Here is a 13,856-nt window from a genome sequence, read left to right on the forward strand (position 1 = left end):
ATCTTATGTTGCAAGGGCCGAGAAGTACTCGGCCTCCAGGCGTGCGGCCATGTTTGCTACGCCGAACTTCTCGCGAAGGGCGTGTATATCGGGAAGCAGCACCTTGAAAGCAGGAAGATCGCTGATGGCGTGCGTCATGGTTTTCGCCAGCGCCTCGGCGTTCGGCTCGACGAGCGCGAGCGACGTTTCGCCAAGAATTTCAGGGATTCCGCCAACCCGGCTGGCAATGACAGGACGACCGGCGGCGAGTGCTTCCAGCACAATATAGGGCAGGGCCTCGGCACGCGAGGGAATGACCACTACCTTTGCCAGCCTGAAGGCTTCGCGCGCCTTCATGGGCATGAGAAAGCGAATGTGCGGGCCCAAACCGTCCCTTTGCGCCTGCTCGATTACGGCGGCGCGATCTTTGCCATCCCCGATCATCACGGCTTTCAACGTGTTCCCGGATGCGGCGCTCGCCTGCGCGAGCGCGTTTACAAAAATATCCGGTCCTTTCAGTTCTCGGATCTCGCCGATGAAAAGGAAGTCCGCCGCATCGCCGTCCAAAGGGACTGGTTCGAACTCGCTGTCCTTGAGGCCATTATAGATCAGTGCATGTCCGCAGCGCGGGACACCTATCTTCTTGGAATAGACGCCTTGCTCATAGGCCGAAACGAAAATGATCCGGTCGGTCATCCGTTCCAGCAGCCGCTCGACGCTAAAAATGACGCGCCCCTGCATGCTTGCGGGATCGAAATGGAGGCTCCCGCCGTGAGGCGAATAGAAGCGCGCGACCTTCACGCCGGTAAACCGCCGCAGCATCGATCCGAAAAGGCGCGCATAGGTGCCGCCTTTTGCGCCGTGGCCATGGAGGACATCGGGAGCCATCCTGGCGATGATCTTATAGGTGCGGAATGCGGCAATGGCATCGCCGGGACCGATCTGGCGTTGCATGGCTATCCGCTCGAGGCCAAGTTCGAGCTTGCCGCGCATCTCGTTGAGTAGCGTTTCCTCGAAGGCACCGCCGGTGGACGCGTCACAGATGACGCCAACCTTGTGCCCCGCGGCCACCTGCGCATCGATGAGGTCGCGGACATGACGGAATATCCCGCCGACGGGAGCGCGAAAGCAGTGGACAATCCGCAGCGATTCCTTTTTCGTCATGACAGGATCAGAAGAACCGTTCGCGCACGTAGAGCGTGTCGCCGGGCAGCACCTGTTCGGAAATGATGACGCGGCCGGTCAGGCTCTCGCCATTGATCTGACGAGTAATGTCAACATCCGCCTGATTGGCGCGCGGCGTGAACCCGCCGGCAGCGGCAATCGCCTTTTGGGCGGTCATGCCGGGAAGGTAGGAATATTGGCCAGCTGCGCCGACTTCGCCCATGATGAAGACAGGACGATATCGGTCGATCTCCACTGCCACGTCAGGATCGCGCAAGAAGCCTTTGCGAAGTTTGGCGGCAACCGCCGCCTCTATCTGTTGTATTGTCTTGCCGCGGGCAGGAACGCTGCCGACAAGCGGAACCGAAATATGGCCGGCCTGGTCTACGCTATAGGTATTGGTGATACCCTCCTGATCGAAGACGGTCAGACGTATGCGGTCGCCGGCATCCAAGACGTACGGCTTGTTGATCGCTGCGTTGAAAGCAGGGGGAGCCGGCCGGTAACTGGCACATCCACCGAGCGTCATCGATAGCACGCCAATGGCGACCATTAAGATCTGTTTGCTGGACACGGCCTGAACCCTAACGACAGTTGCAACGAGAATTCTCGATTCTTGCTGGGATTATCAATTCATTAGGGTTAATGGCTGGTAAAATATCGGCAAAAGCCGGCGCTTCATGTGCATATGAATAGCATGCCTCAATTTGATCATGCATTCGCAGCAGATATTCTTAACGCGCTGGTTACCATAGGCATTTACCATGTCGCCGATCGAAGTGGAGTTGCATGAATGGCCGGGGCGAGCACTGTCGGTAACGATGTAGACATTGATATAGGTGCCTTGTTCGCCAGCCTTTGGCGAAGCAAGTGGCGCATCATGCTCGGCTCAATTCTGCTGACGGGGTTGGCATTTGCTGCCTTGTCGTCCGTTTCGCCAAAATATCGGGCGGAAACGCGGATACTCATCGAGACGCGCGAGTCTATATTCACACGGCCGACCACGCAGCAGGCCGACGATCGGGCGGTCATCGATCAGGAGGGTATCAAGAGCCAGGTCGAGGTGATCAATTCCTCCGATCTCCTGAAGCGCGTCATCGTCAAGCTTGACCTCGGCAAGAATCCCGAACTTTCGGCGGGAGCCGAGCCATCGGCGATCGGACGCTTCTTCGGCGAGGTGGGTATCGGCAAGAACCCGGACGTAGAGACGCGGGACGACTATATTCTTCAGGGCGTGCGCGATCGGCTTGTCGTCTATGCCGTACAGAATTCACGCGTCATCGTCGTCCAGTTTTCGTCAAAGGACCCGGCGCTCGCTGCCGCGGTCGCCAACGCCATTGCCGACGAATATATTGCCACGCAGCAGGCATCGAAGTCGCAATCGAACGAAGACGCCACGGGCTGGCTGCAACCTGAAATCGACGATCTCAGCAAGCGCGTTAAGGAAGCCGAGGCCAAAGTCGCAGCTTTCCGCAGTTCGTCCGATCTCCTTATCGGCCAGAACAATGCCGTGCTTGCAACGCAGCAATTATCCGAGCTTTCCTCGGAATTGTCGCGTGTTCGTGCCAATCGCGCTGCGACCGAAGCAAAGGCCGAAAGCGTGCGTACGGCGCTTGCCAATGGTGCAGCTGTCGAAACGCTGCCAGACGTGATGGCATCGCCCCTGATCCAGCGGCTGCGCGAGCGGCAGGTGCAACTCAACAATGACATTGCCGACCAGTCATCCACGCTTCTGAGCGGACATCCGCGCATCAAGGCATTGCGCTCGCAGCTTGCCGATCTCAACCAGCAGATCCGGCTCGAAGCCCGCAAGGTTCAGGGCTCGCTCGAAAGCGAGGCTGAGACGTCGCGCCTGCGCGAAGCCCAACTGATCCGCTCGCTCGATGAATTGAAGGCGCAATCGTCGAGGGCCGGCGAAGAAGAGGTAGAGTTGCGCGCGCTTGAGCGCGAGGCCACAGCCCAGCGCCAATTGCTCGAATCCTATTTGACCCGCTACCGCGAGGCCTCGTCGCGGATCGACCGCAGCTCGATGCCCGCGGATGCCCGCATTTTTTCGCGGGCCGACCGGCCAATCGAGCCCTATTTTCCGAAGATTTTGCCGATGACCATTGCGGCATTCGTCGCGTCACTACTGTTGCTGAGCATTTTCACCCTGCTGCGTGCGCTGTTTACCGGAGCGGCCCTGCGCCCTGCTTACAATGCGCGGGAGGCCCTCCCGGAACCCGTGCCTCCCGCACTCCCGGTCAGTCCGGCGACGCTCGCGATTTCAGGGCCGGAAGAAACCCCGCTTCGAGCAATCGAAACTGCGGCGGAGGAGGCACTCACTGTTCCGGTGCAACCGGACTATTCGGGCGTTGCCAATGTGGCCGCCCGGCTGATGGCTAGTGGGGCGGCGCGAGCGGTCGTTGTTTCCCCGGAGGGCGATGAAGCTTCGGCCCTGACCATATTGCTGGTCCGCGAGCTTGCCGACCGCGGCGTGCGGGTCATCCTCATCGACATGACCGGCTCCGGCGAGATTGGCCGTTCCATGCTCGACGAGAAGAACCTTCCGGGCATTACCAATCTGCTCGTATCCGACAAGCATTTCAGCGATGTGATCCACCCCGATCACTATTCGCAGGCCGAGGTCATTCCGCTCGGCAATCACGACCCGGCCAAGGCAATGCAATCGGTTGGTCGTCTGCCCATGATCCTCAATGCCTTGCAATCGGCTTATGATCTTGTCGTGATCGATGGTGGTGCGGCAACCGTCAAGGAGTTGAAACATATCATTGCCGACGGTACGGAGCTTATCCTCGGCGTCGTCGACCCCGATGATCCTGATGTAGTGGCGACAGCTAAGTCGGTGTACGACGCCAAGCTCCTGCAGCCGGAACTTCTGACGGCATTCAACAAGGAACAGTTGCGGCTCGATGGCGGAAGGATTGTTCGCTCTGCCTAGCGCTCGGCCCTGCTAGGATTGGCCGCGGAGCTTCGCGCGGGCCGTCTTGACCATCACCCAGACTTTTTCGTTCTGCTTGATCCGGCGCACCACTGAGCCGCGTGCACCGAGATAGAGCGAGAACAAGCGTCCCTTGGCAGTCAAGCTGATGTCATTGTCGTAGGTTGGCGTCTCGATTTCGCTCCAGCTGCGCTTGTACGGCTCGTCCCCGATGCCGAAACTGTAGATGGCGAGATCAGAGCCGCAGCTTTCCTCGATATCCTTATAGAACAGGAATTCACCCGGGCTCGTACTGACGAGTTCGTCGTCGGCGATCCCGACGAAGTCGATGAAGGTCATTCCCTTGGCGTGAGATTTGCCGAGAACCGCCCGATATTTGCCTTTGACTTCCAGAGCCCGCAACTGAAAACGCGGCGAGGCGGCATTTGTTTCGTCGGCAAACAAGCGGTGAAAAAGCTCCTTAACGCCCTTTGGCTCATAGGTGTTCGTGATGCCTGCCCGCGCCAGGCGATCAGACTTCCAGGCAAAATAATCGTCGAGCATGTTCCTGCTTTCGGCGGCGCTTTCAGCCGTGACGATTTTGAAACCGCCTGCGTCGTCATAGCGCCGGACCACGTGCCGATGCTTCTTCATCTTTCGCTTTGAATTGTGGCGGTTGAGAACAGTCTCGAAACTGCCATCGAGCCGGATGGCGAGGCTGATATTGGGGTTTGTGCGATGTGGCAACTGCATAAGTGGATTGGCAGCCCCGGCAAGCTCGGGGAGCTGGCGTGACAGCGTAACGATGTCGATGTCGGGCCTCGCCCTGTGCAACGCCTGAAAGAGACCGTTGAGATCGTCTTGAGTGATCGAGAGCGTGGGTAAAAGTGCGGGAAAATTGCAGTTTGCGTGGGGTCCGCCGACATAGCACGCAATGCGGAGGCTTCCTCTTCGCTCGACCTCCAGGGGCAAGAGGAGGACAGGGGCGCCGTCCATGAAAAGTGCCCCAACGAGACAATCGGAATTGGCGGACGATTGCCAGCAGGAGAACCACTGTGCAGTCTGCGCAGCGCCCGAGAGAAACTCACCTGCAAAGGCATTCCATAAAGTCGTTGCTTCGCTGGCATCGACAACGATTCGAGGCACAAGCCGGGACGTAGCCATATTGTTTTCCGTCGGGGAGAAAGTTAAAGAGGACTCATTGATCAGTATTTTTTAAACATTTAGGTTGCATGAATTCCTGAAAACAACCCTCCGATTATTCTTGATTAGCGTAAATTGGTGAAAGAATGGTCCACACGGCTGATTTATTACGCAAAGCCGTGATGCGACTGGCTTGGCATAGTGGTTTCGCGCAAGGCGCACGCAATCGCTTTGGCGGGCTTGGTTCGATCATCATGTTGCACCGCGTCCGTCCCGATTGCATAAGTCCGCTCGGTGTAACACGCTCGCTGTCCATCACCCCGAAATTTCTTGACGAGATTCTTATCTCGCTGAAAGCGGAGGGCACCGAGTTCGTGTCGATGGACCAGATGGCCGATCGCGTTGAGAACGGCGTTCGCAGCGATCGGCGTTTTGTCGCGGTAACGCTTGACGATGGCTACAACGACAATCTCAACCATGCATATCCCGTGTTCCAGAAGCACCACGTCCCATTTACGGTCTATGTGGCGCCGGGCTTCATCGAAGGCGCAGCGGTGCTCTGGTGGGAAGTCGTTGAAAAGCTGGTCGCGCAGACGCCATATATCAAGGTGCCGGGCGGGCCGGAGTGGCGCTGCTCGACTGTCCTCCAGAAACGCACGGCTTTTCATGGCCTTATGCGGTATTTCTCATATACATTGACGGAACTGGAGCAATTGCCGGTCCTGCGCGAAATGTGCACCGAGGCCGGTATATTGTGCGGCGTTGCGGCAGATCAGGACGTCATGACCTGGAAGGAATTGCAGCAAATTTCGGCCGATCCCTTGTGCACGATCGGCGGCCACACGGTGCACCACTACAACCTCAAACGTCTGACCGCCGGCATGGTCGCCCAGGAAATGCGCCAATCGGCGGATATGATCGGCGATCATCTCGGCAAGCGCCCTGTCCACTTTGCATTTCCCTACGGGTCCGCCAAGGCGGCGGGCAGGCGTGAAGCCGAGATAGCGAAAGATGAGGGCTTCGTTTCGGCGGTGACGACGCGCCACGGCACGATCCATGTCGAACACCGAACCAATCTGCATGCACTGCCACGCATATCGATCAACGGTCGCTTCCAGAAACTCGTCTATGCCCAGACGATGATGAGCGGGGTGACGACACCCATTGCCAATGCCGGGCGCAGGGTTGTGCAGGGCGATTAAGGACGCGCCAGGCTCAGGCCTTCTTCTTTGGCGCCTTTTCCATCCAGCTGATGATGAACATTGCCGGGACGACCCACAATATCCCCGTGCCAAAGAAATAGAGGAGATGGATCCAGGGGCTGGCATTGGCGAGGAGGGCAACCGCGAAGACCGTCGCGATGATGGCGTAGACACATACCAGCGCCACGAGCAGAAATGTACCAATAAGTTTCTTCAGCCGGACCGGCATCGCATTCTCCAAGTTCAGCGCTTCCTGTAGCGCCTAAAAACCGGATCGGAAAGCCAAAAAGCCCGCCATACTGGAAAAACGCGACGGCGTGTCGCGCGAGCCCAGCTTGTCTTCGCCACCTTTATGCGGCACCTATCCGACCGACAGGAGAATGCGATGACCGATCAGACAATCAGCGCCGGCGCGATCAGCCTCATTCAGGATCGCGAAGCTCGCAACCGCCAGTACGTGCGGATCTGGCTTTATCTGGTCCTTATCGTCCTCGCCACGATCGTCATCGTCGGCGGAGCCACGCGCATGACCGGCTCCGGTCTTTCGATCACAGAATGGAAGCCGATCCACGGCATCATTCCGCCCCTCGGTCACGACCAGTGGATCGAGGAATTCGACAAGTATCGCCAGATTCCCCAGTACGAACGGCTGAACAAGGGCATGAGCCTTGCCGAGTTCCAGCAGATCTTCTGGTGGGAATGGGCGCATCGCTTTCTCGCACGCAGCGTCGGCTTTCTCGTCGCCTTGCCGCTTGCCTTCTTCTGGCTCACCGGCCGTCTGGAGCGCCGCCTGAAGCCGCGCATGGTCGGCATCCTTGCCCTCGGCGCGCTGCAGGGTGCGGTTGGCTGGTGGATGGTGGCGTCCGGGCTCGTAGACCGCGTCGACGTCAGCCAATATCGTTTGGCCACCCACCTGACGCTCGCCTGCATCATCTTTGCTGCGGTAATGTATGTGGCGCGCGGTCTTGCCGTTTATTCCGAAGCCCCGGCCGAGCGCGCGATCCAGCGCTTTGCCGGCTGGTTTGTCGTGCTGATATTCATCCAGATCTACCTTGGCGCGCTCGTCGCGGGTCTCGACGCGGGACTATCCTATAACACCTGGCCGCTGATGGATGGCTCAATGGTTCCGGGCGATCTTTTCCCGATCCAGCCGATCTGGCACAACTTCTTCGAGAATCCGAAGACGGTGCAGTTCGTCCATCGCTGCTTTGCTTATTTCGTCTTCCTCGTGGCGATCTGGCAGGCCGTCTCAGTCAGCCGCAGCGCACCGGGCACGACCCATGCACGCCGCGCCGTGCTTCTCGCGGTGATTGTCGCGCTGCAGGCGGCGATCGGCATCACGACGCTCTTGATGATGGTGCCAATCGGCCTTGGCCTTCTTCATCAAGGCTTTGCAATCGTTCTGCTCGGGTTTTCGGTCGCGCACTGGCGCGCCACAAAGGGCAGCTATCCACATGAGACCGAGGTAATCGCGGGAAGATAGCTGATCATCGCGCCCAGAGTTGTGCGACTTCGCGGAATTCGTGGATGACGGCGTCGGCGTGCAGCAGGATCAGTCCGTCCGATTGGGCTTGTGCCACGAGCATGCGGTCAAACGGATCGGCATGGGCCCATTCGAGCCGGCCCGCCAATTCTGCGTGTGCGGTCGACATAGACAGGGGCAAAAAGCCGTTAGCTTCGATGGCGGCGTGGGCTGAGCCGTTGAAGCGCAATTTACCCTTGGCGCTCTTGAGTGCGATTTCCCAAACGGATGCTGCGCTTACATAGACTGTATTATCAGGGTTTGCGATGACCGCTCGCGCCGTAGCGCCCATCTCTGAGGCCCCGGCATCCCACCAGAGAAGCACGTGGGTATCGAGCAGAAGGTTCATGCGTTGCCGCCACTGAAGAGCTCGACAGTCTGATCATCCACAGCATCGAAATCCTCCGCGATATAGGATATTCCGAGCGCCTTTGCCGGGTGCCGTGACTGTTTCTGTTTCGGCAATGGTCCCAGTCTGGCCAAGGGCACGCCGTTCTTGGCGATCACCACTTCTTCACCAGCCGCTGCACGGTCAACAAGGTTGGAAAGATTGGTTTTTGCGTCATACAGATTGACTTTGTTCATTGACCGCTTCCTCTTGACTAACTTGACCAATGTAAGGTTCATAGGGCGCTTGGTCAAGTTGGTCAGGCACGAGATTTTGTACGGAACCGTTTTCCGCGAACGGGACTCAGTGTAGTTCTTGGCTGCCGCTCGCAAGAAGCGGGACAACATGTGGAAACGAATAGAATGACCCTAAGTGCGAGACGCTCACTGGCCGCTGTCAGCGCTCTCGGCGTTTCGCAAATCATCAGCTACGGCACGCTCTATTACAGTTTCAGCATTCTGGCGCCGGCGATGGGCGAGGAGTTTGCGCGCTCGCGCGAATGGCTGTTCGCTGCATTTTCCGGGACGCTGCTCATCGGCGGCATCATTTCACCCTGGTCGGGGCGATGGGCAGATCGTTTCGGCGCGGGGCGGGTCATGACGCTTGGTTCGCTTGCTGCCGCAGTATCGTTGCTAGTCTGCGCCTGGGCGCCAAACTGGAGCATCTTTGCTCCTGCGTTGGTGACGACGGGCATCGCCACGCCGTTCATTCTTTACAACACGGCCTTTGCGGTTCTCGTGCAGATCGATCCGCAAGCGGCTCCTCGCCGAATTACGCTACTGACGCTCATTGCCGGTTTTTCCTCGACGCTGTTCTGGCCCTTGGCGACAGGGCTCTTGAAATGGTTCACCTGGCGCGAAATCTTCCTGTTTTACGCCGGCCTCCAGCTCTGCATCTGTTTTCCGATCCATTTCTGGCTGTCCCAGATGACCCGAACATCGCCGATGCTGAGACCGGAGGCGTCATCTGATCCTGCAACCTTCGATGCCGGCTCCTTGCCTCTGGCAAGCCGCCGTTCTGCCCTTATTCTTATTGCCAGCGGCTTTTCGTTCGGAAGTTTTGCCCTTTCCGCGATGCTTGTGCACCTCGTTCCGGTTCTGGCGGCGGTGGGGCTCGGCACGTCCGCGGTGCTGGTCGGCACGATCTTTGGGCCGTCTCAGTTTGCGAGCCGTCTCGTCAACATGGTGCTCGGTCATCGGTTCTCGGCGCTTGCCGTGGCTATCCTCTCCACGGCCCTGATCCCGCTTGCATTCCTTATGCTGCTCCTGCCGCCGCCGGTGCCGCTGATCGCCGGCGCAATCCTCTTCGCCATGCTGTTCGGCATGGGCTCTGGACTGAACAGCATTGTCCAGGGAACCCTGCCTCTCGCCCTGTTCGGGCATCGAGGCTACGGCGAAATTCTCGGCAAGATCACGGCTGCGCGCCTGACTGTGTCGTCAACGGTGCCCTTTATTTTCGCATTTATCCTTGAGCAGTTTGGTCCGCATGCGGCGCTCGCCATTGCCGCATTTGTCGGCTGTTGCGGTGTCGTCACATTCCTGATGGTCGCGCGCCTTGTACGCCGTTCATACCAGTGAAGTGAGTACACTCCGTACCGCCCGCGCGACGGCCAGACTGCGCTCGGCCTCTTCGAAGTTCTGATCTTCCGTGTGCCAGGAGGCGGAAAGTGCCGCGTGGACCATGGCATAACCGAGAATGGTGCGAATGTCGCGATCGAAGGCGCGCGAAAACGTCCGCGCCATGGTCGCGACGCGCGTCTCGCTTGCTCTCAGATCCTGACGATCCAGCGGGTTGTAGAACATGTTGGCCGCGTCATACATCGGATCGCCGAGAAGGCCCTTGGGATCGATGATCAGCCAGCCCCTGTCGCTGAAGAGAATGTTCTCGTGGTGGACATCGCCGTGCAGCGGCTGCACGTTCATTGGTTTGTTCATCAACTCGTCTGCGATCCGTGCCGCCTCCACGAACAGGCTGTCGATACCATTCCTGTGGTCGCTTTCCGCCTTGGCAAAGAGGCTCGCAAACTGCTGCTTGATCGGGATGAGGTCGGGCGCGAAAGCTCGGTCGTCGTGCGGTGTGTCCAGGAGTTTGCGCAACACCTCGACGGCGATAGCAGTCGCCGCTTCATCGCCAAATTCGTTGAGATGGTCGAGAAGGGTGCGTCGGCCGGCATATTCGAGCAGCAGCAGGTTGTCCTTGATCGCAAGGACGCGGATCGCGCCGCTGCCGTCGTGCCAGTCGAGGTAATGAACACCGGGCAGTTCGTCCTTCATGCCGATCGGCGTCAAAGCCTTGACGATGGCCGGCGCTCCATCAGGGAGCCGCACCTTGGTAATGCGGCTTGTGGGCGTTTCGGCGAGAAGTTCAGGAGAGGAGACGTTCCACTTGGCGGGAAACGTCTCATTCACCGTATCACCCATGGCCGATCATGAGATCGAGGTTCTGCACGGCCGCGCCGGACGCGCCCTTGCCGAGATTGTCGAGGAGCGCAACCAGATTGACCTGTCCCTGATCCTCCGAGCCGAAGACGAACAATTTCATGATGTCCGTGTCCCGCAGTTCTTCGGCGTCGAGCCGTGCAAATTGCACGCTTTCGGCAAGCGGAACGACCCGGACGATATCCTGGCCTTCATAGTGTGCACTCAGGGCAGCCTGGATGTCGCCCAGCGAAGGATTGCCATCGAGGTCGGCTGTGAACAGCGGCACCTGCACGATCATGCCTTGTGGAAAGCGTCCGACACTCGGCGAAAACAGAGGACGACGCTCGAGGCGGCCATGCATCTGCAGTTCCGGCACGTGCTTGTGCTTGAGCGGCATGGCATAAAGGAAATTGTTGGCCGTGATATGGTCCGGATTGGCCGCGTCCTCCATCTGCGCAATCATCTGCTTGCCGCCACCGGTGTAGCCGGAAACTGCGTTGACAGTGACCGGATAGTCGGCGGGTAAAATGCCGGCATCACGCAGCGGGCGCACCAGCGAGATCGCTCCGGTCGGATAGCAGCCGGGATTGGCGACGAGCCGGGCGTCGACGATCTTCTGCCGCTGCGCGCGGTCGAGCTCGGCAAAACCGTAAGCCCAGTCGGGATGCACGCGATGTGCCGTCGAGGTATCGATGATCTTGGTCGAATTGTGCCCTTCGAGGATTGAGACGGCTTCTTTCGAAGCGTCGTCCGGCAGGCACAATATGGCGACGTCGGCCTCCTTCAGGAAGTCTGCCCGCATGTCGCGGTTACGACGTTCGGCTTCCGGAATCGAAAGCACGTCGAGATCGTCGCGGCCCGCAAGGCGCGTCCTGATCTGCAAACCTGTTGTGCCGTGTTCGCCGTCGATGAAGATCTTGGGTTTCATGTCGTTGCCCTTGGAAGCTTTGAATTCAGATAGTTGGGGAGAAAAGCGGATTCAATGTCTAAGCTGATCGCAATCAGCCTCGTCGCGCTTTTTTCTCCGCCAGCATACCAAGGTAATACATCGCGATTGTGGCACCTGCGATGGCCGTTACATCCCCATGGTCATAGGCGGGCGCGACTTCGACCACGTCGGCGCCTACGATGTTCAGTTCCGTCAGATGCCGCAGCACCGAGAGGATCTTAGCCGAAGACGGTCCGCCGGCAACGGGAGTTCCGGTGCCCGGTGCAAAGGCCGGGTCGAGGCAATCGATGTCGAAGGTGAGGTAGACCGGCTTGCCGGCGGTGCGCGCGATAATCGATTTGGCGATCTCCGCGGCCGAGAGTTCCTCGACCTCGTAGCCATAGACGATCTTCAGGCCGCAATCGTCCGGTGCATGGGTGCGAATGCCGACCTGGATCGAATGGGCGGGGTCGATCACACCCTCGCGCGCGGCGCGGCCGACGAAAGAACCGTGATCGATGCGCTTGCCATCATCGTACCAGGTGTCCTGATGCGCATCGAACTGCACGAGCGCGACCGGTCCGTACTTCGCTGCGTGGGCTTTCAGTATCGGCCAGGTGACGAAATGATCGCCGCCGAGCGAAACGAGAAAGGCGCCAGACTTGATGAGCTTGGCGGCTTCGCGTTCGATGGTAGCGGGCGTCTTCTGATGGTTGCCGTAGTCAAGCAGGCAATCGCCATAGTCAATGACGGCAAGATCAGCGAAGAGATCGCGATGGAACGGATATTGCGGGTCATTGTCGAAAATCGCCGAAGCGCGACGGATCGCCTGCGGTCCGAAGCGTGCGCCCGGCCGGTTGGAGACCGCCGAATCGAAGGGGATGCCCCACACCACCGCTTCCGCGCCGTTGAGGTTTTTCGTATAGCGGCGGCGCATGAAGGAGAGTGCGCCAGCATGGGTCGGATCGCTCGCCGCGCCAGTCAATGCGCGCGCTGTGAAGGCGTGGTCGATGGATTTCGATGGCATTGAATTCTCCAGGCAGGGCAGAGGGGCTAAGCAAGGCTTTTATTCGATAACCGTCATATGCCTGCGACCGCAACAAAAAAGCGGACCCGAAGGCCCGCTTTCTGTTCTTGTCCAATTGAAGTGCCGAGATCAGCGCTTCGAGAACTGGAACGAACGACGGGCCTTGGCCTTGCCGTACTTCTTGCGTTCGACAACGCGGCTGTCGCGGGTCAGGAAGCCGCCCTTCTTCAGTACGCCGCGCAGAGCGGGTTCGAAGTAGGTGAGGGCCTTGGAAATGCCATGACGAACGGCACCGGCCTGACCGGAAAGACCGCCGCCGGCAACGGTGGCGATGATGTCGTACTGGCCGGCACGGTTGGCAGCAACGATTGGCTGCTGCAGGATCATCTGCAGAACCGGACGTGCGAAATACTTGCCGTATTCCTTGTCGTTGATGACGATCTTGCCGGAACCCGGCTTGATCCAGACGCGGGCAACCGCATCCTTGCGCTTGCCGGTCGCATAGGCGCGACCCTTTGCGTCAAGCTTCTGGACATGGACCGGCGCTGCGGCAGGCGTGCTGGCGGCAATGGTGCCGAGAGCTTCGAGCGAATTGAGCTCAGCCATTCTTATGCGCTCCTTTTGTTCTTGCTGTTCAGCGCGCCGACGTCGAGGACTTCGGGAGACTGAGCTTCGTGCGGGTGGTTGGAACCAGCGTAAACGCGCAGGTTCTTCATCTGGCGACGGCCGAGCGGTCCGCGGGGAACCATGCGCTCAACAGCCTTTTCGACGACGCGTTCCGGGAAACGGCCTTCGAGGAGCTGACGGGCAGTGCGTTCCTTGATGCCGCCGGGATGGCCGGTGTGCCAGTAGTAAACCTTGTCGGTGAACTTCTTACCGGTGAAGACAACCTTGTCGGCATTGATGATGATGACATTGTCGCCATCGTCAACGTGCGGGGTGAAGGTCGCTTTATGCTTGCCGCGCAGGCGGTTGGCAACGAGAGTGGCGAGACGGCCGACGACGAGACCTTCGGCGTCAATCAGGATCCACTTTTTCGTCACTTCTGCCGGCTTCTGAGAGAAGGTAGCCATTGTGTTCGTCCTTGAGATCATCCTTCACGAAGGAAGGCTTTTCTTGTTGCTTGCGTTGCACGAAATTCGAAAATACCGGCAACAATGAAA

The 13,856-nt window shown here is 58.9% G+C and carries 15 protein-coding genes; 4 read left to right on the forward strand and 11 right to left on the reverse strand.

Going from position 1 to position 13,856, the window contains the following annotated elements; translation table 11 throughout:
• Positions 1 to 3: 3 nt before the first annotated feature.
• Positions 4 to 1,143, reverse strand: coding sequence for a glycosyltransferase family 4 protein (locus tag BLR72_RS13005; protein ID WP_091949154.1), 1,140 nt, complete (start codon positions 1,141 to 1,143; stop codon positions 4 to 6).
• A 7-nt stretch (positions 1,144 to 1,150) separates the two neighbouring features.
• A complete protein-coding gene (locus BLR72_RS13010) occupies positions 1,151 to 1,696 on the reverse strand; it encodes a polysaccharide biosynthesis/export family protein (RefSeq protein WP_091949156.1) in 546 nt (181 codons plus the stop codon).
• Positions 1,697 to 1,936: 240 nt separating this feature from the next.
• On the opposite strand from BLR72_RS13010, the gene BLR72_RS13015 reads away from it, so the two are divergent.
• Entirely contained in the window at positions 1,937 to 4,084 is a 2,148-nt protein-coding gene (locus tag BLR72_RS13015) for a GumC family protein (RefSeq protein WP_091949158.1), read from the forward strand.
• Positions 4,085 to 4,096: 12 nt separating this feature from the next.
• Here the strand turns inward: BLR72_RS13015 and BLR72_RS13020 are convergent, their stop codons facing one another.
• Positions 4,097 to 5,227, reverse strand: a complete 1,131-nt coding sequence (locus BLR72_RS13020; RefSeq protein WP_091949161.1) for a GNAT family N-acetyltransferase — start codon at positions 5,225 to 5,227, stop codon at positions 4,097 to 4,099.
• 161 nt (positions 5,228 to 5,388) lie between these two features.
• On the opposite strand from BLR72_RS13020, the gene BLR72_RS13025 reads away from it, so the two are divergent.
• On the forward strand, positions 5,389 to 6,408 hold the full coding sequence (locus BLR72_RS13025; RefSeq protein ID WP_175492355.1) for a polysaccharide deacetylase family protein: 1,020 nt from the start codon (positions 5,389 to 5,391) through the stop codon (positions 6,406 to 6,408).
• A 13-nt stretch (positions 6,409 to 6,421) separates the two neighbouring features.
• Here the strand turns inward: BLR72_RS13025 and BLR72_RS13030 are convergent, their stop codons facing one another.
• Positions 6,422 to 6,637 carry a DUF2842 domain-containing protein gene (locus BLR72_RS13030; RefSeq protein WP_027232416.1) on the reverse strand — a complete coding sequence of 72 codons (216 nt, stop codon included), beginning with the start codon at positions 6,635 to 6,637 and terminating at the stop codon, positions 6,422 to 6,424.
• A 156-nt stretch (positions 6,638 to 6,793) separates the two neighbouring features.
• On the opposite strand from BLR72_RS13030, the gene BLR72_RS13035 reads away from it, so the two are divergent.
• Positions 6,794 to 7,891, forward strand: coding sequence for a COX15/CtaA family protein (locus BLR72_RS13035; RefSeq protein ID WP_091949167.1), 1,098 nt, complete (start codon positions 6,794 to 6,796; stop codon positions 7,889 to 7,891).
• Positions 7,892 to 7,895: 4 nt separating this feature from the next.
• On the opposite strand, the gene BLR72_RS13040 is transcribed toward BLR72_RS13035, so the two are convergent.
• Positions 7,896 to 8,279 carry a type II toxin-antitoxin system VapC family toxin gene (locus BLR72_RS13040; RefSeq protein ID WP_091949169.1) on the reverse strand — a complete coding sequence of 128 codons (384 nt, stop codon included), beginning with the start codon at positions 8,277 to 8,279 and terminating at the stop codon, positions 7,896 to 7,898.
• On the reverse strand, positions 8,276 to 8,515 hold the full coding sequence (locus BLR72_RS13045; protein WP_027232419.1) for a type II toxin-antitoxin system Phd/YefM family antitoxin: 240 nt from the start codon (positions 8,513 to 8,515) through the stop codon (positions 8,276 to 8,278). Before BLR72_RS13045 ends, BLR72_RS13040 begins: the two co-directional genes overlap by 4 nt.
• Before the next feature lie 165 nt (positions 8,516 to 8,680).
• Between BLR72_RS13045 and arsK the strand changes: the two genes are divergently transcribed.
• Positions 8,681 to 9,895 carry an arsenite efflux MFS transporter ArsK gene (gene arsK, locus BLR72_RS13050; RefSeq protein WP_091949172.1) on the forward strand — a complete coding sequence of 405 codons (1,215 nt, stop codon included), beginning with the start codon at positions 8,681 to 8,683 and terminating at the stop codon, positions 9,893 to 9,895.
• On the opposite strand, the gene BLR72_RS13055 is transcribed toward arsK, so the two are convergent.
• The 5 genes from BLR72_RS13055 to rplM form a co-directional block, all read right to left on the reverse strand.
• The gene (locus BLR72_RS13055; RefSeq protein ID WP_091949175.1) at positions 9,884 to 10,738 is read right to left on the reverse strand and encodes an aminoglycoside phosphotransferase family protein; all 855 of its coding nucleotides are present in this window, start codon (positions 10,736 to 10,738) and stop codon (positions 9,884 to 9,886) included. The genes arsK and BLR72_RS13055 overlap by 12 nt on opposite strands.
• The gene (argC, locus tag BLR72_RS13060) at positions 10,731 to 11,666 is read right to left on the reverse strand and encodes an N-acetyl-gamma-glutamyl-phosphate reductase (RefSeq protein WP_091949178.1); all 936 of its coding nucleotides are present in this window, start codon (positions 11,664 to 11,666) and stop codon (positions 10,731 to 10,733) included. Before argC ends, BLR72_RS13055 begins: the two co-directional genes overlap by 8 nt.
• Before the next feature lie 73 nt (positions 11,667 to 11,739).
• Positions 11,740 to 12,693, reverse strand: a complete 954-nt coding sequence (speB, locus tag BLR72_RS13065; RefSeq protein ID WP_091949181.1) for an agmatinase — start codon at positions 12,691 to 12,693, stop codon at positions 11,740 to 11,742.
• Positions 12,694 to 12,822: 129 nt separating this feature from the next.
• The gene (gene rpsI, locus BLR72_RS13070) at positions 12,823 to 13,299 is read right to left on the reverse strand and encodes a 30S ribosomal protein S9 (protein WP_027232424.1); all 477 of its coding nucleotides are present in this window, start codon (positions 13,297 to 13,299) and stop codon (positions 12,823 to 12,825) included.
• A 2-nt stretch (positions 13,300 to 13,301) separates the two neighbouring features.
• Complete coding sequence (gene rplM, locus BLR72_RS13075; RefSeq protein WP_027232425.1) at positions 13,302 to 13,766, reverse strand: 50S ribosomal protein L13; 465 nt, start codon at positions 13,764 to 13,766, stop codon at positions 13,302 to 13,304.
• Positions 13,767 to 13,856 lie beyond the last annotated feature (90 nt).

The organism is Phyllobacterium sp. YR620 (assembly GCF_900104165.1).
GTDB lineage: Bacteria > Pseudomonadota > Alphaproteobacteria > Rhizobiales > Rhizobiaceae > Phyllobacterium > Phyllobacterium pellucidum.